The organism is Methylobacterium sp. E-012 (genome assembly GCF_057836545.1).
The window spans coordinates 2824053-2842613 of record NZ_JBYQEY010000001.1 but is presented as its reverse complement, the minus strand read 5'-3'; the positions used below and the strand labels follow the sequence as shown (position 1 = coordinate 2842613).

23 protein-coding genes are annotated in these 18561 nt (G+C 69.0%); 3 read left to right on the top strand and 20 right to left on the bottom strand.

Annotated elements, in window-relative coordinates; all coding sequences use genetic code 11:
* Positions 1-395 precede the first annotated feature (395 nt).
* On the bottom strand, positions 396-836 hold the full coding sequence (locus AC3IF1_RS13720) for a hypothetical protein (RefSeq protein WP_489218036.1): 441 nt from the start codon (positions 834-836) through the stop codon (positions 396-398).
* A gap of 807 nt (positions 837-1643) precedes the next feature.
* A complete protein-coding gene (locus AC3IF1_RS13715) occupies positions 1644-1844 on the bottom strand; it encodes a hypothetical protein (protein WP_489218034.1) in 201 nt (66 codons plus the stop codon).
* Positions 1845-2443: 599 nt separating this feature from the next.
* Between AC3IF1_RS13715 and AC3IF1_RS13710 the strand changes: the two genes are divergently transcribed.
* A complete protein-coding gene (locus AC3IF1_RS13710; protein ID WP_489217831.1) occupies positions 2444-2689 on the top strand; it encodes a hypothetical protein in 246 nt (81 codons plus the stop codon).
* Between the two features lie 386 nt (positions 2690-3075).
* Here AC3IF1_RS13710 and AC3IF1_RS13705 read toward each other — a convergent pair whose 3' ends face one another.
* From AC3IF1_RS13705 to AC3IF1_RS13670, 8 genes are all read right to left on the bottom strand, one after another.
* Entirely contained in the window at positions 3076-3651 is a 576-nt protein-coding gene (locus AC3IF1_RS13705; protein WP_489218033.1) for a deoxynucleotide monophosphate kinase family protein, read from the bottom strand.
* 673 nt (positions 3652-4324) lie between these two features.
* Entirely contained in the window at positions 4325-5680 is a 1356-nt protein-coding gene (locus tag AC3IF1_RS13700) for a hypothetical protein (RefSeq protein WP_489218032.1), read from the bottom strand.
* A 4-nt stretch (positions 5681-5684) separates the two neighbouring features.
* Positions 5685-6068 carry a hypothetical protein gene (locus tag AC3IF1_RS13695; RefSeq protein WP_489218031.1) on the bottom strand — a complete coding sequence of 128 codons (384 nt, stop codon included), beginning with the start codon at positions 6066-6068 and terminating at the stop codon, positions 5685-5687.
* A 128-nt stretch (positions 6069-6196) separates the two neighbouring features.
* Positions 6197-6943, bottom strand: coding sequence for a hypothetical protein (locus AC3IF1_RS13690; RefSeq protein WP_489218030.1), 747 nt, complete (start codon positions 6941-6943; stop codon positions 6197-6199).
* Between the two features lie 64 nt (positions 6944-7007).
* Positions 7008-7550, bottom strand: coding sequence for a lysozyme (locus AC3IF1_RS13685; RefSeq protein ID WP_489218029.1), 543 nt, complete (start codon positions 7548-7550; stop codon positions 7008-7010).
* Between the two features lie 18 nt (positions 7551-7568).
* Positions 7569-7784, bottom strand: coding sequence for a hypothetical protein (locus AC3IF1_RS13680; RefSeq protein ID WP_489218028.1), 216 nt, complete (start codon positions 7782-7784; stop codon positions 7569-7571).
* Positions 7785-7795: 11 nt separating this feature from the next.
* Positions 7796-8041 (bottom strand): hypothetical protein, encoded by a 246-nt coding sequence (locus AC3IF1_RS13675; RefSeq protein ID WP_489218027.1) that lies wholly within the window; start codon positions 8039-8041, stop codon positions 7796-7798.
* Positions 8041-8445, bottom strand: a complete 405-nt coding sequence (locus AC3IF1_RS13670) for a septal ring lytic transglycosylase RlpA family protein (RefSeq protein WP_489218026.1) — start codon at positions 8443-8445, stop codon at positions 8041-8043. Before AC3IF1_RS13670 ends, AC3IF1_RS13675 begins: the two co-directional genes overlap by 1 nt.
* 102 nt (positions 8446-8547) lie before the next feature.
* Between AC3IF1_RS13670 and AC3IF1_RS13665 the strand changes: the two genes are divergently transcribed.
* Positions 8548-8715, top strand: a complete 168-nt coding sequence (locus AC3IF1_RS13665) for a hypothetical protein (protein WP_489218025.1) — start codon at positions 8548-8550, stop codon at positions 8713-8715.
* A gap of 15 nt (positions 8716-8730) precedes the next feature.
* Here the strand turns inward: AC3IF1_RS13665 and AC3IF1_RS13660 are convergent, their stop codons facing one another.
* Positions 8731-9144, bottom strand: coding sequence for a hypothetical protein (locus tag AC3IF1_RS13660; RefSeq protein ID WP_489218024.1), 414 nt, complete (start codon positions 9142-9144; stop codon positions 8731-8733).
* 2 nt (positions 9145-9146) lie between these two features.
* Positions 9147-9422 (bottom strand): hypothetical protein, encoded by a 276-nt coding sequence (locus AC3IF1_RS13655; RefSeq protein WP_489218023.1) that lies wholly within the window; start codon positions 9420-9422, stop codon positions 9147-9149.
* Positions 9423-9459: 37 nt separating this feature from the next.
* On the opposite strand from AC3IF1_RS13655, the gene AC3IF1_RS13650 reads away from it, so the two are divergent.
* Positions 9460-9888 carry a hypothetical protein gene (locus AC3IF1_RS13650; RefSeq protein ID WP_489218022.1) on the top strand — a complete coding sequence of 143 codons (429 nt, stop codon included), beginning with the start codon at positions 9460-9462 and terminating at the stop codon, positions 9886-9888.
* Here AC3IF1_RS13650 and AC3IF1_RS13645 read toward each other — a convergent pair.
* From AC3IF1_RS13645 to AC3IF1_RS13610, 8 genes are all read right to left on the bottom strand, one after another.
* Positions 9878-10459: a hypothetical protein gene (locus tag AC3IF1_RS13645; RefSeq protein WP_489218021.1), complete on the bottom strand. Its 582-nt coding sequence runs from the start codon at positions 10457-10459 to the stop codon at positions 9878-9880. The genes AC3IF1_RS13650 and AC3IF1_RS13645 overlap by 11 nt on opposite strands.
* A 26-nt stretch (positions 10460-10485) precedes the next feature.
* Positions 10486-12963, bottom strand: coding sequence for a hypothetical protein (locus AC3IF1_RS13640; protein WP_489218020.1), 2478 nt, complete (start codon positions 12961-12963; stop codon positions 10486-10488).
* On the bottom strand, positions 12963-13346 hold the full coding sequence (locus tag AC3IF1_RS13635) for a hypothetical protein (protein ID WP_489218019.1): 384 nt from the start codon (positions 13344-13346) through the stop codon (positions 12963-12965). Before AC3IF1_RS13635 ends, AC3IF1_RS13640 begins: the two co-directional genes overlap by 1 nt.
* Before the next feature lie 80 nt (positions 13347-13426).
* Complete coding sequence (locus tag AC3IF1_RS13630) at positions 13427-13975, bottom strand: hypothetical protein (RefSeq protein WP_489218018.1); 549 nt, start codon at positions 13973-13975, stop codon at positions 13427-13429.
* A gap of 2 nt (positions 13976-13977) precedes the next feature.
* Complete coding sequence (locus AC3IF1_RS13625; RefSeq protein WP_489218016.1) at positions 13978-15498, bottom strand: hypothetical protein; 1521 nt, start codon at positions 15496-15498, stop codon at positions 13978-13980.
* Between the two features lie 9 nt (positions 15499-15507).
* Complete coding sequence (locus tag AC3IF1_RS13620; RefSeq protein WP_489218015.1) at positions 15508-16188, bottom strand: hypothetical protein; 681 nt, start codon at positions 16186-16188, stop codon at positions 15508-15510.
* 48 nt (positions 16189-16236) lie between these two features.
* Positions 16237-16773 carry a DUF4376 domain-containing protein gene (locus tag AC3IF1_RS13615; protein ID WP_489218014.1) on the bottom strand — a complete coding sequence of 179 codons (537 nt, stop codon included), beginning with the start codon at positions 16771-16773 and terminating at the stop codon, positions 16237-16239.
* Positions 16774-16850: 77 nt separating this feature from the next.
* The gene (locus AC3IF1_RS13610) at positions 16851-18488 is read right to left on the bottom strand and encodes a hypothetical protein (RefSeq protein ID WP_489218012.1); all 1638 of its coding nucleotides are present in this window, start codon (positions 18486-18488) and stop codon (positions 16851-16853) included.
* Between the last annotated feature and the right edge of the window lie 73 nt (positions 18489-18561).

Genomic DNA, 18561 nt, shown 5'->3' with positions numbered 1-18561 from the left:
AGCCTCGAAGGCTAGAGGAAGAGCGACAGACCTGAACAAGCTGCTGCGGCGCAGGTTCAGCTACCCCGGCGGGTTGCCCTTCAAGCGCGCGGTATGAACGGCAGCACGATACGAGGCTCGACGAAGGTGCTGCTGGCTCGCGGGTCGACGCTGTGGAGGCTTGCCCACCGATCGCTGCTTAGGGTTGGCTTAGCCGAGGGCTTAATCTTCCGAAAAATCGCCAGGTCGATTGGGTGCTCTCTCGTCTGCATATCGTCCCCCATGGGTTCGATGCCGGATCGAGCATCCTGGTAGCGACAGGCTTTCGAGATAGTTAACCGCGCGTTGGCGCGCGGTGACGGCCATGAAAAAACCCGCGCCGGCGAACCAGGCTGGCTCTTTACGTTCGGAACGGATCAGCGGGCTGCGGTGCGCTGCATGCAGGTCACGTAGTCCTGAGCGCCGCGCGAAGCCACTCCTGGACGATCAGACCGCATCATCGTGAGTTCGGCGTCGCAGGCATGCTTAGCAGCGGCTGGACCAGCGTCGCCCACGATATGGTTTTTGGCTGCGCACTCGGCGTAGGCGCTGTGACCGATCATGGCCGTGTGCGGCCTATCCGAACGCATCATCGTCAGTTCAGCTTCACACGCGTGCTTGTCTACCGCTTTCACCTCGTTCAGCGACATCTTGTTGTTAGCTGCACATTCGGCGTAAGCGATGTGGCCGGCCGAGGACAGGTTTGGCCTATCCGAGCGCATCATGGTGAGTTCGCTGTCGCACGGTCCGGCAGACGCCGCAGCAATAGACAGCAGGAATGCTGCGCTGCCGAAGGCAGCGCCCATTAGGATCTTCATGATTTCCTCCCAATAGTGTTTTTGCCGTGACAACCGAGCCGGTTTTCGGGAGGCAAACAAGTGCATGCCGACGTCTTCACAAGAGTCCGGCCAAAAATTGTAATCAGACGTGCAGCACCCTCACGCATGCCCATGGTTGGCGGGCATCGCATAGTCGGGTCGCTATCATCCACCCGCTTTCGCCATCTGCCGCCCGTGGTCATGCTCGATGTCGCGGAAGCACCTACGCACAGCTCACGAAAAAGCCCGCGCCGGCGGACCGGGCCGGCTGAAGGTCGTGCGTTCCCGAGGATGATGGAGAGAGCGCCGCCGAAGGGTAGCAGCGCTGGAGGCAAAGGAAAGCCCCGCGCGGCTGCTGCCGGCGGGGCTGAGGAAGTTCGTGGTCTCAGGAACGAACTGGGATGCGCGGGTGCAAAGTCCGTTCCGCAGATGTGGCTGAAGGATCACTTCCCGCTGGGAGCAGCGCCGCTACCGGTGGCGCCATTACCGGTGCTGCTGTCACCAGCGGGTGCACCAGAGGTCGAGGTGTTGCCGTTGGGGGTGCTCTGGGCGGCAGCCATCCCGGCGCTGGCGGCGACGAGGGCGAGGGCGAGAAGGGCGGACTGAACGCTTCGGCTGGTCATGGCACTCTCAGATTGCGATGAGCCGAGCAATGTCGGCACGGCCTGATCAACCGCCTTTACCTGCTGGCGCTCCTTTTCAAGCCTGGTTGATAGAGTCACGCCCCACCATTCGCCTTTGCCACCGGCCGTTCGCGGTTCTACCCACTCGGCGCCGCCATGATCTGCTCACGGGGCGGGGGAGGCGTTACCGATCTGAGCCGCTGAGCAGCTTCTCGATCGTGCCCAAGCCGGCGGCTTGGGCTTTTGCTTCAGTCGGATAGCTGCGGTCGGATCGCTGGGCGAGCTTGCCGTGCTTTCGGATTGCCCAGTTGTAGGCACCACCTTCTTCTCTCGGAGGAGTGACCTCCAGCGTGTAGGGATAGATGTTCGTCTCACTCTGGTTCATGACCGCGTCATGCCACGCGTGCTCAGCGGCGCCAAGGTTGATCTGTCTTCCAGCTGTGCCCACGGGGTGGGGAGCGTCCAATCTCATTTGCCGACCTTGCTGCAGCGGCTATCCTACCGCTATGCGCACAGCCCTTGCCGCCGGGAAGCGCCCTCTGACTGCCGCGGGATGATCATGAGAGCCGTGCTGATCAGATGGCTCTTGGTAGCGCTTACGGTCAGCATGAGCACTGCAGCTGTCGCGCAGCGAAGGCGGCCCCGTAGGATTGGTCCTGATGGGACGATCGAAGCGCCGCAGTTCGCAGACCCTCGACTGCCGACCAGGGGGCTACGACCTCCCGATGACGGCATCATCCATTGGAACACGCCGAACAAGGACGGCAACCTCGGCGGTCCTGGGGCGGGTGGAAGTGGCGGTGGCGGCGGCTAAGCTATTCAGCCTTCGTAATCTGCCGCCCGGAGCTCTGCACCATGTCGCGGATACGGCACGCTACCATAATCGCGTTGGCATGACGCAGGAACGGACCCCACAGCGACCAGTTGGCCTCGTCCAAGAACAGGGCTGGCTGAAGCCAGATCCTCGGCTACTGGAGTGCTGAAATGGCGAACGCTGGCAAACACGGGATGCACCCTGGGGCCCAGGGCAAGGGCTCTGGTGCGGGTGCGATGACCGAACTGCCGGAAGGTGTACTCGGTGAGAATGAGGTGTTGAGCAACCGAGACAAATCTCAGCATGACGACGAGCGTGGCCTCGATGGCAAGGCGGTGCAAACGGAGCAGTACCAGGACCATTCGGCCAATAGAGCGGCCAGCGACGAGGCCGGTGTGAAGCCAGAGCAGCCGTAGGAAGCGCTCGCTCCAGCGAAGGCGAAGCGTCACGATGAACGCAGCGCACGAAAAAGCCCGCGCCGGCGAACCGGGCGGGCTAAGTTGGTCTAGGGAAGAGACCCTTTCCTACATCATCGCTAAATCGTTGCCTCGCCATTTGACACATTTCTCGCCTGCGCGAAACACGCACCGGTTCCGCCCGCGCAGTCGGCCATCTAAGTAAGAGCTTGAAAGCTTGGAGCACTTCAAGAAGAGGCCGACTCAAGAGTGCATGAAGGCTGACAAAGAAAAAGCCCGGCCCCGCATCACGCGAGGGCCGGGCGAAGGGTTGAGCCGAGGAGATCGGGGGCTGAGATCGCCGGCTCATTACGGGGTGAATCCGCGAGCGTGACCGTTGGTTCCCGTCACGCCGAGCGTTTGATCGCGGCGCCCTCGATGCGCCGGACCACGAAGTCGAGGCGCTCGAACAGCGTCTCCGGCGTGCCGTCGTTGAGGACCGGGTAGGCGTCTTGGATCCCCGCCTCGGAGACGTGGCCGCCGGCGATCTGGGTGAGGCCCGGCCGGTCGAGGCGCAGCACGGTGCCGCCGAGTGCCCGCACGGCTGCCGCCTCATTCTCAAACCGGCAATCCTCCGCCACCACGCCCCAGGCGCCGCGCTCCATCGCGGCGACCGACGCGTTCTGCCACGCCTCGACCCAGAAGTCGGGATGCATCAGGTCCCGGCCGAAGCCGGTGCCGAGGTGCTGCATGGCGTAGCGCGGCGAGCGGCCCGCCAGATACGGGCTGGGCAGCTCCTTGAGGCCACCCTCGATCATCGCCTCGGCCACGCTCGGCCCGACGCCGATCTCCGCGAGGTAGGCGCGCAGCATGGCCTTGAGCGGCCCGGCGAACCGGACGCGCGCGAAGCCGTGGCGCTCGGCCAGATAGGCGGCGGCGGTCGATTTTCCGGAGCCGGCGAGGCCCGACAACCCGATGATCATGCGGCCTTACTCCAACTCGACAGTCTACAAATGTAGTCGTACAAAGCTGATCAAGCTGATGAGATTTTTCGGATGCAGTGCTCGGTTGAAGGATGCGAGAGGCCGCACAAAGGACTTGGTCTCTGCAAGCTCCACTACCAACGCTATTGCCGCACCGGCACAACAACCGCGAAGTACAAGGCGCCGGCGGGTGAGCCGCAACAATGGTTGCGGGATCATATCGGACACACAGGCCCTGGATGCCTAACTTGGCCTTACGCCAAGGCTGGTCGCGGATATGGAGGTGTACATTTCCACGGACGCTTGATTACGCCTGCTCGCGCAATGTGTGAGCTTGTCCACGGCGATGCACCGAAAGGATACAACCAAGTCGCGCATTCATGCGGCCGAGGCGCATCCGGTTGCTGCGACCCGCGGCACGTTCGCTGGGCCAATCAATCCAGCAACGAGGCAGACAAGCGGCAGCACGGCACCGATAATTCCGGCGAAAGGAATGGCCAGTCTAAGCTCACCGCGGCCAATGTGCGGGCGATATATGCAGCAACCGCGAGCGACATCGACCGCGTGGTTGCGTGCAGGTTCGGCATTTCACGCGGCACCGTTCAGATGATTAGAACGGGTAAGCGGTGGGCGCATGTCACTAACATCGCTAGCGCAGCGGTGCGCTAGAGAGCTATGCGGCATCCGGCGGCGACAAAATCGGCACGCGGCTGCGGCCGATCTCTCCGCAGGTGCGGTGATAGGTGATTGCGTTGAGCGATCGGCCTGCGCCGTAGCCCATCTTGTGATGCCATCCGTCGGGCGGGACGGGCGTCTGGAAGCTCTCGACCGGCACGCCGCAGGGCTCGATCGCCGTCCGGTTGTGAACGTGCCCTGTGAGGATGGCAGAGAACTTCGCCCGCCCCCACGCCTCGCGCTGGCGCGTCGCCATGATGAGCGGCAACTCGGCCATCTTCGCCGCGTCGCCGTGCGTGGCGCCGAGGAGCGTCGCGCCGAAGCTCCACCACCAGAAATGGCTTGGGTCATCGTCGACCGTGACCGCCGGGTCGTCGCGATAGTAGAGCGCGAGGCCGAGCGCCACCGCGATCGCAGACTCGCCGTCGTGGTTGCCGGGCAGAACGCGGACGAGGACACGCTCGTGCTTGGCGCGCGCGGCCTCGACCGCCTCGATCATAAGGTCGACCGCCGCCCGGAGAATTTTCGGGTAGCGGCCATCCACGTCGAGGACGTTCTTGGATTTCGGGGTTGCGTTGTCATAGCCGTCGGCGTGCAGCAGATCGCCCAGGCCGAGGACGACCGCCTGCCGCGAGGGCGGGGTGAGCGCCACGAGGCGCCCGAAAGCCTCGCGGATGGTAGCGCGGGCGATCGGCAGGTCCCAGTCGGTGCCGGTCTCCCGCCGCCACGTTAACAGGCCCAGGTGGAGGTCCGCCAACGGATACACGGTGGCGAGGTCTGCATCCGCCATGGGCGGAGGCGCCGCCATCGGTGCGCGAGCGGATACGTCCTCGAACGCCTCGCGGATCGCCGCGACCATGTCGGCCGGGCTCATACGCTCCCGGTCGGTCTTAATCCACTTGGCGATCTCGCGGCCCTGGCCGTCTACGAGCGCAGAGACGCCTTTGACCGCCTGACCGGCTGGAAGCTTGAACGGCGCGGCCGAGCGCGCCGGCTTCTGCCGCACCCATTCCCGCTCGACGTTGCCATCGCCGTCGCGCTGGGTCGAGGTCGAGGCGATCTCGTAGCCCGGGAGCACCGGCTTCGTGCCCAGCTCGCCGCGCGCCGCCGGGATCGACCAGTCCGGGGCGATCTCGAACGCGCGGAAGTAGGCCCCGGGCTCCTTCGGCTTGCCGATTCGGTAGGCGAACGACACGCGGTTGATGCCGAGCGTATCGGCCGCCATGCGCGCGGCCGAGCGGGTTGTGTTGTCGCCGGATCGCGCCTCGACGGGGTAGCCGAGCCTGAGGAAGTGGTCGACGCGGGCGACGTGCGCCTGCGCCGTCTCCCGGTCGACGTTGAGATGGGCGGCCATGGTCTCACCCGTGCTTGACGGCGAAGGCGGCGGCCGCGGCGATCGCCGTGAACACCAGCCCGAGGACGGAGCGAATCACCCACGTCTGGTTGCCCTCGACGAGGCCGAGGCGGCGCTTGACCTCCTCGACCTCGGTCTCGGTGGCCTTCTCGGCGACGTCGGCGTCGAGGGAGGTCAGACGCGTGTTGAGGCCGGCGAACGTCTGATCCAGCTCCCGGCGCGGGACGAAGTTGTCCATCGCCTGCTTGATGTTGGCGTGCCGGTGCTCGGCCGCCTCGGCCGAGGCTGACATACGTTCCTCGATCCGGATCAGGGAGAATTTGATCTCCATCACGTCGTTGGGCGTGACGGGCGGGCGCTCGCCGAGGATCGGCAACGGCTCGGGCATGACTGGAATCCCCCGGCCGGCCGGGTTTCCCGGTCGCGACCCGTCGTGCGTGCGGACCGCCCGGGATGGGCGGCCCGTAGTTCGGACTGGGCCGCCTGTGCGGCTGTGGTGACGGGATGCCGTGAGTGTCAGGCGCTCGCCGTCACGCCCAGCGCAGCCGCGCTGGCCGCCGGCTCCAGGTGCAGGGCCGCGAAGATCTTGGCCTTGATCGCGTCCTCGCCCCCGAGGAGCTTGAGCGCGAAGGGCACCTCGTTGACGATCCACTGCAGGGCGCGGGCGAGCACCGCGTTGCCGACGTCGATGGAAAGCGGCTCGCCCTTGGCCGCGCCGGGCACGGCGTTCAGTGCGAGGCTCACGGCCTGGTTGATCAGCTTGTCCTCGCCGTAGAGCTTCAGCGCCCACAGGACCGGTCCGGGCAGCTTGTTCTTTGAGACGGCCCACAGGGCGGCGAGCAGCGACAGCAGGAGGTTGCGGGCGGAGGCGGTCCAGTCCGACACCGGCAGGCTGATGCTGCGGTCGGCGGATGCCTCGGGGGCGGCGACCTTGACCACCACCTGCTGCGGGGCCGCGGGGGAGGCCAGCATCAGGGGCTGGGTCGGCGGCTCCAGCGCGGAGAGCAGCGCCGAGGCCTTGTGGGCGGGCGCGGCCGCGGCCGGCAGATTGAAGCCGAGGAGGATGAGACCCGAGGCGGCGAGCGCGGCGGGGACGAGCGCGATGAGGCTTCGGCGGCCCGCGCATAGGCCGTGGCCGACGATGGTGAGTGCGCCGAAGACGGTCACGGCTTGGACTGCCGTCGCGCCGAGGGCGCCGTAGAGCAGGACAGTGACGAGGGCGGCGCACGCGAGCGCCGCCGCATGTACGAGCAAGCGGTTCATGGATCCGATCCGTGGTGTGAGGATGCGCCGGGAGCCGCCGGCGTGCGGGGTTGGGTCAGCGGCCTCAGGCGGCCTTGCCGGGGAGCAGCGCGCGCAGGCCGTCGGCGAGCGTGGCGAGTAGGCCGGGTGCGGGTGCAGGTGCTGCGGGGCGCGCGTCAGGGGTGACGAACATCGTCGCCTCGCGCTTGCGGCGGGCGACGAGGCCGGGCAGCACGCGGCCGGCCGCCTTGGTCCACATGGCGAAGGCCATGGCGGCGCCGGCGCGGTCGCCGGCGTTGAGCAGCCGGACGACGGACGAGCCGGCGAAGTTGGCCGGCCCGATGTTGAAGCAGAGGTCGACGCAGGCGTCGAACTCGTGCTGGCTCATCGTCACCGTCACCGCCCGCATCACGGCGCTCTCGAATCGGGCAAGGTCGGCGGCAAGGATCTGGTCGGCTTGGGCTGCGGTGATCACCATGCCGGGGACGACCTTGGGCACGCCGGCCGCGGACGTGTGCCCGTAGCCGATCGTCCACGGCTCGCCGCCGGTGGCGGGGTCCGGGTACGCCTTCAGGCGCAGGCCCTCCGCGCTCTCGACGAGCTGGCGGCCTTCGAGGTCGGTCTTCATCGATCGCTCCGGGCGGGATCAGCGGGTGGTGCGGCGCTCGCACAGCGTGCGGGGGTAGGCGCCGTCGGACAGGCGCGCGGGATCGCGGGCCAGGGTGGCTTGGGAGGCCATCGCGCAGGCCATCGGGGTGAGCGCGCCGGGCAGCGCCACCACGTCGAGTGCGGTCTCCCGCGTGCAGTCCTGGACGGGCACGCTGGCCGCGCACACGAGGACGATGGCGACCAGGGGTCCCATGGGCGTCTCGCTCAGAAGTGGACGGTGAGGCGCGCGTGCAGCGGGGCGAGTTCGTCCAGCTCCAGCGTGCGCAAGGCCCCGCCGGGCGCCGCGATCAGCAGGCCGGCGGGCGTGATGTCCGGGGCCCGGGCGAGGCTCGCGAGCGGCGTCCGGCCGGGGCTGCGCTGGCCGAGGGCGGCGTGGCCGGCGCGCGCGGGCGCCGCGGACGTGGCGAGGTGAAGGGCGGCGGCGATCGCGGCCAGGGTGGCGGCGCGCATCACGGCCGCCCCGCTAGATGCAGGCGCCCGAGGCCGGGCCCGAGCACGGTGATTCGCGCGCGGATGACGCCGCGGCGCAGGATGCCGAGCTGGCGGGCCGCGCCGCGGGCGAGGTCGAGTTCCCGGCGCAGCTTCCGGTTCGGGCCGCGGTCGTTGACCCGGACCTCGACGCTGTGACCGGTGGCGAGGTCGGTGACCCGCAGGCGGGTGTTGCAGGCGAGCGTCCAGTGCGCGGCCGTCAGGCCCTCGGGCTCGAACGGCTCGCCGCAGGCCGTCTTGCGTCGGGCCTGGCCGTGCTCGGGGCCGTAGAACGACACCTTGCCCTCGAAGGCCCTGGCCGGTGGGGATGCGGACAGCAGCGTGCAAACGACTGCGGCCCGCAGCGCGAGGCGCTGCAGGAGCATGATGGATCTCCGAAACGAGACGTGGAAAGCGGGGACGGCCGCGCTGCCGCACCGATCCGATCAGCGTTCGGCGCGTTCCGGTGAAGGTGACCGGAGGCGACGATGTCGGCGTGGGTGGTTCGTCAGTGGCAGGTCCAGCGCGATCGGGTCGCGCTGGGGATCATCATCGCGGGCGCGCTAGCGAACGTGGCGATGCTCGGCGCCGTCGGCTTCGGCGTCCTGTACGAGGTCGGCCGTAGTATCGGGCTGACCTACGAGCGGCTTGGATAGCGTCATCAGGCCCGTTCAGGCGGCCCCGCCCTTGACGGTGCCGTGGATCACGAAGGGGCCGATGGTCGTCGGGTAGGGCGGCTTGCCGGGCTCGGTGATCCAAATCTCGTGCTGGTAGAAGCCGAGCGGCGAGAAGCCCGCATAGTCCGCCTGCGCGATCGCGAGGTCGACCATGAACGCGCCGACGACCGCGGGATCGGCGACGATCGGCAGCGGCTTGGTGAACGCGCTGGGCGCGTCTGAGACTAAGAACTGCGGCCCCAACGGGCGCGCAGCCGGGAGCGGCCCGAGCCACCATGTGGCGGTGGCGCCGGTCAAGTCCGGACGGCTGCCGTCCGGATCGGCGATCGGCACAGTGTACGCGACGCCAGCGCCCTGAAAGACGCTGATGCCCTGGTCCCGGGCCGGACCGTTTCGGACGGCGGCCACGGTCAGGCGGCCGGCGCGGCGGCGGCGGCGGCGGCCGGATCTGGCAGCAGCTCGGCGTAGCCCAGCGCGATCAGCTTGGCGGCGCACTTGTCCGGCACGCTCATCTCGGCACCGTTTGGCACCTTCCACACGGCGCCGATCAGGTCGGTGTCCGCGATTGGGTTGGAGCCGATCTCGCGGGCCATGACCTTAGCGAGGTCGTTGAGCGGCACGGGCGGCTCAGTAGTCTCGTGGACGAAGCGATGCTCGACCAATTCTGTGAAGCGAACGTTCTTCATGGTATAGTCTCCAGGGATTTGGAGGAAGAAGCAGCGAATGCTGAGCAAACGGCGCGATCTTGTCGGTGGCTTGGCGCTTTTCACGCTGACGCCAGCGCGTGCCTGCACTGGCGGGGGTGCGCCACGTATCGTACCGCCGCTGCAACTGGTCTTTCCGACCGAACTGCCGATGATGGCCGTCACGAGCGCAGGCGTGGAAGTGATGCAGCTCGGACGGCAGTTCGTGAGGTTCGAACCGGTGCCGAACCGCCCCGGGCGTTACACGACCCGGGGTGCGTCCTTCTCAGCCGCGGAAAGCATCGAGATCCCATGCATTGGGGCCGCGCTGTTTTCGCGAGACGGACGCTGGGTCGCCGACGTTCACGTAACGACACGGACGGGCTACCCACACCTGAGTATGTGGGCCGGGGACACCCTGAACCTCCACGAGGCTCAGATGCCCGCCGAGATCGTCCTCAGCCTGTAACCGCGGTCAGCGAGATCGTGGCATTCAGCACGTCGCCCGACTGCAGAGTGCGGCTGGCCGCGAAATCAGAGGCACCGATGATGGTATCTGTCGTGCTCCCTTTGGCGCTGCTCGTGGCCACGAAGGCCCCGGCGATCACCGTGTTGGCCGCATTGCAGGTGAACGAGGCTAGAGAGGCGCTGTTGTCGATCGAGGAGGTGGCGCCGGTGGTGACAGCGCCGAGCGTGAGCGCCGGGCGCGTGCCGGCCGCGTAGGCCTGCACTTCGGACCAGCCGGCGTGCGAGGCCGAGGTGTCGCCGCCGGCGATGGTGCCGGAGCCCTTGAGGCCCACGAAGAATGAGCCCGTGAAGGCATTCGCCTTCCAGAAGTTGGTCAGCATGTACGCCAGGCCGGCGTAGGTCGTGAGGTTCTCGCCCTCCTCCTCCCAGTTCACCTCGCCCTTGCGTAGGCAGACGATCTTGTGGCGCGTGATCGGGCGGAAGCCGGCGCCGGCGAGCGCCCGGGCGACCATGCGGGCGCGCGTCTCCACATCGGCGACACCGAGGTCGCCGGTCAGCAGATCCTGAAGCATGTCGGGGTCCTTGAAGGCGCGGGTTGTTACCGCGGCGTGATCGTGAGCCGCATGGTGCCGGCGAGGGTGCGCGTGCCCAGACGCCGGCCGTCGAGGGAAAGGGTGATGGTGCGGATGCCCCGGAGCTGCGGCAGGCCCGCGTAGGGATCGCCGAGCTGGAAGGCGGCGGTCAGCGCGGCCTGAGCCGCGAACTGCGCGGCGGCGGCGCCGCTGAGTGTCGTGGTCGCCGCCTGGTCGAGATGCGCCGTGAAGGCGAGGCTCGGACTGGCGGTCACCGTCGAGCAGCCCGCGAAGGCCGGATCGACCGGAAGGGCGAGCGTACCGGTGACGACCAGGCCGCCGGTCGCCAGCACACGGGTCGCGGCCTGGAACGTGGTACCCGCCACTATCGTGAGCGCGGCGGCGGCCGAGGCTCCCGCGCCGGCAGCCACAGCCGCCGCCGCGTTCGCGCCGAGCGCCCCGTTCGGATGCACGCCGACCGATGCCGCGAGGCTCGCGAGTGCCGCCAGCCCCGATCGGCTGTCGGCGGCCTGCAGGGCCGCGGTGGCCAGCGCCACCGTGGACATGAAGACCTGCCCGCCGACGCCGGCGGTGGCGCTCATGGTCTCGGCGAGCGCCGCAGCGGCGACCGCCACAGCCTGCGCCTGACCGCCCATACCTTTGACCTGGGACAAACCGGCCGTACCGGCATACCGAACTGCGGCACCGCCGGAGAGCCCGGGGGATGCCGGCAGGGGCACCGACACCACCGTGGTGCCCGTGCCGCTCGCCGCCTCGATCGCCTGGGCCGTCAGCGCGATGGCAGCGGCGTAGACCTGCGCGCCGCCGGTATCGGCACCCGCGCCGAGCGCTTCGCCCAGCGCAGCCGCGGCGAGCGCCAGGGCCTGAGCTTGGGCGCCGACTCCACTGGTCCCCGCCAGGGCGAGCGCCCCGGAGTAGAGCGCCGCGGCTGACCCCGAGAGGCCGAGGCTCGCCGGTAGCGAGAGCGAGGCGGCGACCGCGCTCGTGCCGGACGCCGCGGCGAGCGCCTGAGTGGTGAGGCCCGCGGCCACGCTATACGCCTGCGCACCGCCCGTTCCAGCACCGACGCTTAGGCTCTCCACCAAGGCGGTAGCACTGGCCATGAGGGCCAGACTGGCCGCGTCCGCCGTCGCCATGACGGGCAGCGCGATCGGCGCCTGCGCGACGGCCTGCGCCGCGCCTGCGACCGCCGGGGCCGCGGCGAGCGCTACGGATTCGGGGACACTGGCCTTCCCGGCCGTCGCGGTCACGGCCGAGGCCGCGATCGTCAGCGCCGAAGCGTAGACCGCCCCGCTGGTGTTCGTCCCCGCCGCGAGCGCCATCGCGAGCGCGGCCCCTTGCGCGGCCGTGATCGTGCTGGTGTCGGTCAGGCCGGCGGCCTGGGCGAGGTTCAGCGCGGACGCCGCGGTGAGGCCGCTGGACGCGGTCTCGGCCGCCAGGGCGGCCAACGTGAGCGCCGTTGCGGCCATAGCCTTGGCCGAGCCGGACAGACCGGCCACCTCGGCCAGAGCCGCGGTGACGGCGACTTTGACGGACGACGCGCCTGCCAGCGCCGCCACGGCGGCCAGTGGCGCCTGTGCTTTGTACGTCGCCTTGCTCGCGGTGGTAGTCGCCCCCACCGATGCCAGTGCAGCCAAACTCACGCCCGATAGCAGCCCGGCCACGGCCTGGGCAGGGGTCAGCCCGAGCGCGATGCTGGAGGCGTAGACCATACTGGCCGTCCCGAAGGTCGGGGCGGCGGACTTGTAAGCATTGGCGGAACTGAGACGGCCGACCAAGACGCCGGCCGTTCCGCCATCACCGTGCCAGGCAAGATAAGCGAAGATCCGATCCAGCTCATCCGATGTGAGCACGCCGATCGTAAGGATGTCTTCGCCGAGGACGCCGTCGTACGGCTCGCCACCGTCGCCGCGCACTCCGACGCCGAGGACTTGAGGCTGAAAATTTGACCCAGCCGTGAATGCCTGAGCGGAGGCGGGGGTGCCATCCGCGTACATCGTGTGGTTCGTGCCGTCGAAGACGGAGCCGACGATATTCGGCGATTGGACAACTGGGACGGAACTTCCAGAAGTGCCGTTGTTGAAATACGCGGACCAGTTGCCCCCGGCATTGTAAATCGGAATTAGGGACGGGGCTTGGAAATCACCACCGCCCTGTGCGAACGAAATCAAACGACCATTACCCGGCACATTGCCGGGATTGATCGCCGCAAACGCCGAGATGACAGACCCAGCGGGGATGGAAAGAGCGCCGCTAAGTAGGGCCGACCCATTAGCCGCTGAGTATGTGAGGCCTGGGCGTCCGTTGAACGAAGTCAGACCTTCAACAGGCTGTTGCGACCCCGTCGTTTGCGAGACGTCAATCCCGTTCGGGCCGCTGTCGGACAGCTTGGGCGTCGATCCCGCCGGGTAGCCGGTCTGCGGGTTGTGCCAGGCGAGGAGCTTGCTGCCAAGATCGGTCGGCACCCATAAGCGCGTCGCCATCAGGCTTGCTCACCGAGGGCGGGCGGCTTCGGCCACCATGCCGGGTCGAACTCTTCGACAGGCACGCTCACGGCGATGTCCTGCGCGACGTAGACCGCGACCGTCTGGGGAGGCGACAGGCCCTCGATGACCGAAAAGGCGAACGGCGCGGCATCCGTGGCCGGGATCACCCATTTGCCGTCGATCCGCTGGCGTGGGATCGCGAACGTCAGCGTGACCGCGCCGGGGATGTCGTTCCCGCTCGCGTCCCTGCTGAGATACCCGCCGGTCGCCGGATCTTCCGTGAACTTCTGCGCGGCGTAGAGTTGTCGCGCCCGCGCATCGATCCCCGCGACGCATGCCTGCGCGCTCGCCTGATCGGGGAAGGTGTAGAAGCGCGGCACGGGCAGACCTCGTTCAAGCGCGAGCGTGCGGACGGGGAGCGGGCGCGCTCGCCGTGGGTAAGGTCAGGGGTGGTGGCCGATCAGCTCGACGGGGTCGCGGGCGCGAACGCGGCGTCGATCTGCGCGGCGGCGGTGATCGTCGGCGGGCTCGCCGCGAGGCCGGAGAGGACGTTCGACATCGCCGTGTAGGTGCCGCTCATCCAGTTACCGGCGGCGGTGGCGAGCGCGATGACCTCGGCCGAGGCAAGGACGGATGAGCCGCCCTCGTTGTCGATCCAGGTCTGCGTGACCGACGTGTTGGCCTGGGCGTTCAGCACCATGAGCGCGAGATCGGCCCGGGTGCTGTTCGTGCCGTCGCACAGGATCATCTTCGCCGCTTGCCCGTCGGCGGCGACGTTGAAGGTCCGGCCGGCGGCGAGGATCGCGGCCTGCTTGGTCCGGGCGTATGTGAGCAAGTCGACGGCCGGGGGCGCGAACGGCGTCGGCGTCACGCCGGCGGCGAGCAGGGCGCCGTACCGGTCCAGAAGTTCGCCGCTCCGCGGGGGGATCGGGCCGTAGAACGTCACCCCGCCGGAGATGATCCGCCCCGACGATCCGTCCGCGCTATCGAGAATGATCGCATCGGCCATCGTCAAAGCTCACTATTCGCGACGTAGGTCCCGGCGGTCAGGCAGTTATTGTAACCGCTGGTCCCGACGGATTGCAGGAGGAAGCCGTTCGTGGAGATCTGGCTGGCACTGCTGCTCGCTGTATTTTGTGCGATTGCTTCGGCGTAATTTACTGACGGAGTTACGCGCTTGGTCACTCGGAAGCAGACCATGGTGCCGAAGTAGCCGCTGCCGCCCGTACAGTTGCCGTAGATGCCAATGGATCCGGTCTCGTAGAACCGGAAACACCGCTCCTGCTCGCGCACGGTCGGCCGCCGCTCGAACGGCTGCACGGCCGAGCCCGGGCGGAGGTCCATGTGGGCGACGTTGACGCTCTTGCCCGCCACCAGCACCCCGGTGGGGATCTGCAACTCGATCTGTAGACCGTTGGCAATATTGGGCAGGCCCGACAGGTCGCCGGTGTAGCTGACTACAGTCCAGGCACCGGGCGCGCAGGACTGTAACGGCAGAAAGTTCGGGCCATATTGAGCCGTCACAGTCGAATAGTTATCGGCCGCCGAAGGCGTCGAGAAGATAAGCAGCGGCGTGAACGCGGCGCCGGTGTTGTTGAAGATCGCGGCCTGAAACGTCGAGGTCCGCTTGATCCGCGGCACCTCGCGCGCCTCGATCCGCTGCAGGCCGACGTTGACCGTGGTGACGGAGGCCGCGCCGGTCACCTGCAGCGAGTAGAGCCCCTTGGAGCCGGTCGGCACGCTGGCCGCCTGCGCCTGAGTGACGGCCGCGCCGGCCGGGTTCACCCAAACGCGGTCGGCGAGGAACGTGCGTGTGTTCACCGGGCAGGAGGTCGAGGCCGTGCCGCGCTGCCACAGATCAAAGGCGCTGTTGTCCAGCACGTTCGGGTCGTCGCTGTTGCCGGCCTCGGCCGCGCCGAGGTTGACCCGCGCGGCCAGCGCGGCCGACGCACCCGCCAGCTCCGACAGATTGTTGGCCGCGAGCAGGGCGCCGGCGCCGACGAGGCTGGTGTAGCCCGTCGGCCAGGCGCCTCCGGCCTTGGGCCCGTACAGGCGCGTGTTGGTCGTATCGAGGTAGAAGTCGCCGTTGGCGCCGAGCGCGTTGGCCGGCGCCCCTGAGCCGTTCTGGACCGTGTTGCCGTTCGTGCCGTTGGTCCCGGGCGCGCCGGCCGGCGATACTTGCAGCCATCGGCCGGCGGCGAGGTCGGTCGCGAACGTGCCGGCGAGGTGCGAGGCTGCGCAGGCGTATGCGGCCCCGTTGTACGAGACGGTCGTGGCAGGCGCTGAGGCGACGCACAGGAGGCCCGTCGCCCACGGCACGATCGGCGCCCAGGCCACGGGTCCGGCCGCGCCGACAGCCCCTTGCGGGATGACGAGGTCGACCACCTGGTTCGGGGCGGTGCCGGAGATCGTCGCGGAGGCAGCCGAGTCCGCCGGGCCGGTCGTGACGCTCCGGATCGTGAGGACGTTGGCCGGGCCGGCCGCGCCGCCCGGGCCGCCGGTGAACAGGCGCTTTCCCTTGCCGTTGAGCATTGCGGCGCCTCAATCCTGGGGCTGGAGGACGGCCTGGTGGGTGATCAGCCCGTAGAAGGCGATCACGCGGCGACCGGTGACCGGATCGGCGGCAAAGATGTTGTACGGGTAGGTCGGCCCGGAGGGCGGGCACGCCGCCATCGCCGCCTGCGGCACCGCCATCGCCACCGTGCCCGCCGCGCCGCCGTTGAGGATCGTCGGGACCGAGCCGTCGGCGGGGGCGGAACTCGCCCGCAGCGCGTAGGTGAGCGAGGCCGGGGACAGCCGCGCGTCCAGGGTGAACACGAGCCCGGTGAGGTCGACCGGGACCGGCAGGGTGGCCACCGCGAAGCTGTCGCCGACGGTGAGCGCGGTCTGGCCCGCCACCTGGTCGACCCGGAAGGTGATCCCGGCGGCGTAGATCGGGAGCCCGACGACGCCCTCGCCGGTCACGGCTCCGTCGAGGTCGGCCACCGCGATCAGGGTCTGGCCGCCTACGATCGCCGTGACGGTGGCGATCTGCGCCCCGGCGAGGTCGGCGCCCGCGTCCACACCGAGCACCGTCACCGCGCCCCGGCCGACGTTGCCCGTGCCCGCGACCGCGCCGCCCGGTCCGGCCTGTGCGATCAGCGGCAGGCCGTCGAGCCAGTCGGCGACTTGGCAGGTGGTGAAGTCCTGGCGCCGGGCCGGGATGAGGGCGAGGTTGGACACGGGCGGCGCCTCACGCGGGACGGGGACGGTCGGGGCGGCTCCGGAGGCTCAATCCGGGTTCGCCGGCCACGCGGCGGAGTCGATCTGGCCGGCGGTGGTGACCGTCGGCGGATCGGCGTGGATCGCGGCGTCGAGCCCATCCTCGACCGCGAAGGCGGCCTGGACGTGGGTGTAAACCGCCAGCGCGATCGCCTTGACCTGGTCGAAGCTCAGCTCGATCCAGCCCGAGGATGCCTTGAACTTGATGGCGGTGGTGCCCGACAGGACCATGCCGCTGTAGGCGTTGGCGACCATCGCCTGACTGGCGCGGTCGGTCGCCACAGTCAGCCCGTTGAGCGTGATGCCGCCGGTCTCGACCGCGAAGCGCTTGGCCGCGGCGTAGTCGATCAGCGCCTGTGTCGGCGACACCAGCGGGGCGGTGGCGTCGTGGGCTGCCACGAGCGCGACCACCTTGGCCCAGTCGGCGTCCGACGTGCCGGACAGCCGGGTCACCCCGAGATTGTTCCAGGAGCACAGGCCCTGAAGGCCGGCGGCCTTAATCTGACCGGCGAAGGTCAGGCCGATCGGCTTGGAGATCGTTTCCATGCGGGCTCGCGAGCAGATGAGGCGCGCGCGGCCGCCGCCCCGGGTGGGGCGGGGCACGGCGCTGACGGGCGGCGGGTTCAGATCGACGCGTCGAGCCGGATGTACTGGCCAGCGTTGAAGTAGCCGATGAACGATGACGAGTTCGGCAGGCCCGAGAAAGCCTGCATGATTGCCATGCCGCCCTCGGAGAAATCGCCAGTATGATCGAACGAGATGTTCGGGCTCGACTGCGTGTAATACGTGTAGCCGGGCAGCATGATCGTCGCGGGACCGGACAGGTTCGCCACCGGCGCCTTGGCCATCGGCACCAAGAACTTGAGCTTTGCCACCACCTGCGAGCCCGACAGGTCCGAGAACGCCTCGAAGTGCGTCAGGGTCTGGAAGTATCGCATCGCATCGGCGTAGGCCCGCCCGTAGGAGGGCGGATCGTAGGGCGCGAGCGCCGTGCCGACGTTCCCACGCGGGGCGGCGATGTCGTAGACCCCGCCGGCCGCCGCCATGGCGTTCGACTGGCCGGCGGCCGCCGGCACGTTGCCGCCCTGCTGGCCGGCCGCGCCCGTGAGGCCGGCGCCCGCGCACAGGGTGATCACGAGGCACAGGCCACGCGCGCCCTTGGCCGTGTTCCACGCGCCCGACTGGTCTCCCGGGAAGGTGACGGTCTTGAGCGTGCCGAGCGCCCCGTCGGACGTGACCGCGAAGGTCACCGGGTTCGAGCGGGTCGAGCCGGCCCCGTCGCCGTTCTGGATCGCCGCGCTGTACGTGCCGGCCGGGAAGCGTGTGTCGAACCCGACGGTGAACGGCTTGGCCGCGGCCGTGCCCCATTCGAGGTCGGCGATGTCGGGCCCCTCGATCGGCAGGACCCAGCCGAGGAAGTCGTTCGAGCCCGGCGCGGCGTTGGCGGTGATGACCGCGATGCGCTGCCAGAAGGCGCCGCCGCTGAACGAGGGGCCGGCGATGCGCTGGACGGTGGCGGCGCCGGTCGCGCCATTGCGCAGGGCGTAGCACCCGTCCGAGGCGTAGGCCCGCACGCCGCTGACGAGGGTCAGGGCGGGCGAGTAGTTCGGGGCGCTGGGATAGTAGCTCTCGGTGTCCGGCAGCGCGCGCTGGGAGACCAGGAAGCCCGGGTCGAGGAACCGGTTGCGCCCGGCCGCCACCGTGGTCGAGCCGCCACCCGAGGCCTGGTCGCTGGCGACCCGCTCGGCGAACCGCCAGTTGCCGCTGGTGTCCTCGTAGAACGCGAACGGGATACCGACCGGGACATCGCCGACGGCGGGCGCCGTGCCGTCGCGCTTGAGCAGCGGCGCGATCTTGACCCCGGCGGCCGTGCCGATCCCCGTCACCGTCAGGCTGACGTTGGTCGAGGTGTTGGTCTGGGACGCGATGCCCCACATCCGCGTCCAGGGCAGGAGGTTGGCCAGATACGGGCGCGGGGTGAAGCTCGGATCGACCCCGGCGCCGATCGTGCCGTTCAGCGAATTGGGATTGGCGCCGAGCGGGCCGACCCAGATCCCGCGGCCGATGTCCTGGGCGAGCTGGGTGACGTCGTCGTTGGTCGGCAGGTTGCCGGCAGCCAGATGCGCGTTCTGGATCTCGCGCTGGGTGTACTCGATCGCGCCCTTGGGCACCTTCGAGCCGTCGGTGCCCGCGGGCACGTTGAGCCCGACGTAAGGGTCGTCCGTGCCGGTTGCACCGGAGGGCGGCAGGTAGCGCGACACGGGCGGATCTCCGGGCGTGAGGGCGTGCGAGCGCGCGGCCCTCGGCGGCCGGCGGCTCAAGCGATGGCGGGGC

Coding starts and splice junctions, on each gene's coding strand:
- AC3IF1_RS13720 (WP_489218036.1), bottom strand. CDS start 836: ATGAAGATCCTAATGGGCGCTGCCTTCGGCAGCGCAGCATTCCTGCTG.
- AC3IF1_RS13715 (WP_489218034.1), bottom strand. CDS start 1,844: ATGAACCAGAGTGAGACGAACATCTATCCCTACACGCTGGAGGTCACT.
- AC3IF1_RS13710 (WP_489217831.1), top strand. CDS start 2,444: ATGGCGAACGCTGGCAAACACGGGATGCACCCTGGGGCCCAGGGCAAG.
- AC3IF1_RS13705 (WP_489218033.1), bottom strand. CDS start 3,651: ATGATCATCGGGTTGTCGGGCCTCGCCGGCTCCGGAAAATCGACCGCC.
- AC3IF1_RS13700 (WP_489218032.1), bottom strand. CDS start 5,680: ATGGCCGCCCATCTCAACGTCGACCGGGAGACGGCGCAGGCGCACGTC.
- AC3IF1_RS13695 (WP_489218031.1), bottom strand. CDS start 6,068: ATGCCCGAGCCGTTGCCGATCCTCGGCGAGCGCCCGCCCGTCACGCCC.
- AC3IF1_RS13690 (WP_489218030.1), bottom strand. CDS start 6,943: ATGAACCGCTTGCTCGTACATGCGGCGGCGCTCGCGTGCGCCGCCCTC.
- AC3IF1_RS13685 (WP_489218029.1), bottom strand. CDS start 7,550: ATGAAGACCGACCTCGAAGGCCGCCAGCTCGTCGAGAGCGCGGAGGGC.
- AC3IF1_RS13680 (WP_489218028.1), bottom strand. CDS start 7,784: ATGGGACCCCTGGTCGCCATCGTCCTCGTGTGCGCGGCCAGCGTGCCC.
- AC3IF1_RS13675 (WP_489218027.1), bottom strand. CDS start 8,041: ATGCGCGCCGCCACCCTGGCCGCGATCGCCGCCGCCCTTCACCTCGCC.
- AC3IF1_RS13670 (WP_489218026.1), bottom strand. CDS start 8,445: ATGCTCCTGCAGCGCCTCGCGCTGCGGGCCGCAGTCGTTTGCACGCTG.
- AC3IF1_RS13665 (WP_489218025.1), top strand. CDS start 8,548: ATGTCGGCGTGGGTGGTTCGTCAGTGGCAGGTCCAGCGCGATCGGGTC.
- AC3IF1_RS13655 (WP_489218023.1), bottom strand. CDS start 9,422: ATGAAGAACGTTCGCTTCACAGAATTGGTCGAGCATCGCTTCGTCCAC.
- AC3IF1_RS13650 (WP_489218022.1), top strand. CDS start 9,460: ATGCTGAGCAAACGGCGCGATCTTGTCGGTGGCTTGGCGCTTTTCACG.
- AC3IF1_RS13645 (WP_489218021.1), bottom strand. CDS start 10,459: ATGCTTCAGGATCTGCTGACCGGCGACCTCGGTGTCGCCGATGTGGAG.
- AC3IF1_RS13640 (WP_489218020.1), bottom strand. CDS start 12,963: ATGGCGACGCGCTTATGGGTGCCGACCGATCTTGGCAGCAAGCTCCTC.
- AC3IF1_RS13630 (WP_489218018.1), bottom strand. CDS start 13,975: ATGGCCGATGCGATCATTCTCGATAGCGCGGACGGATCGTCGGGGCGG.
- AC3IF1_RS13625 (WP_489218016.1), bottom strand. CDS start 15,498: ATGCTCAACGGCAAGGGAAAGCGCCTGTTCACCGGCGGCCCGGGCGGC.
- AC3IF1_RS13615 (WP_489218014.1), bottom strand. CDS start 16,773: ATGGAAACGATCTCCAAGCCGATCGGCCTGACCTTCGCCGGTCAGATT.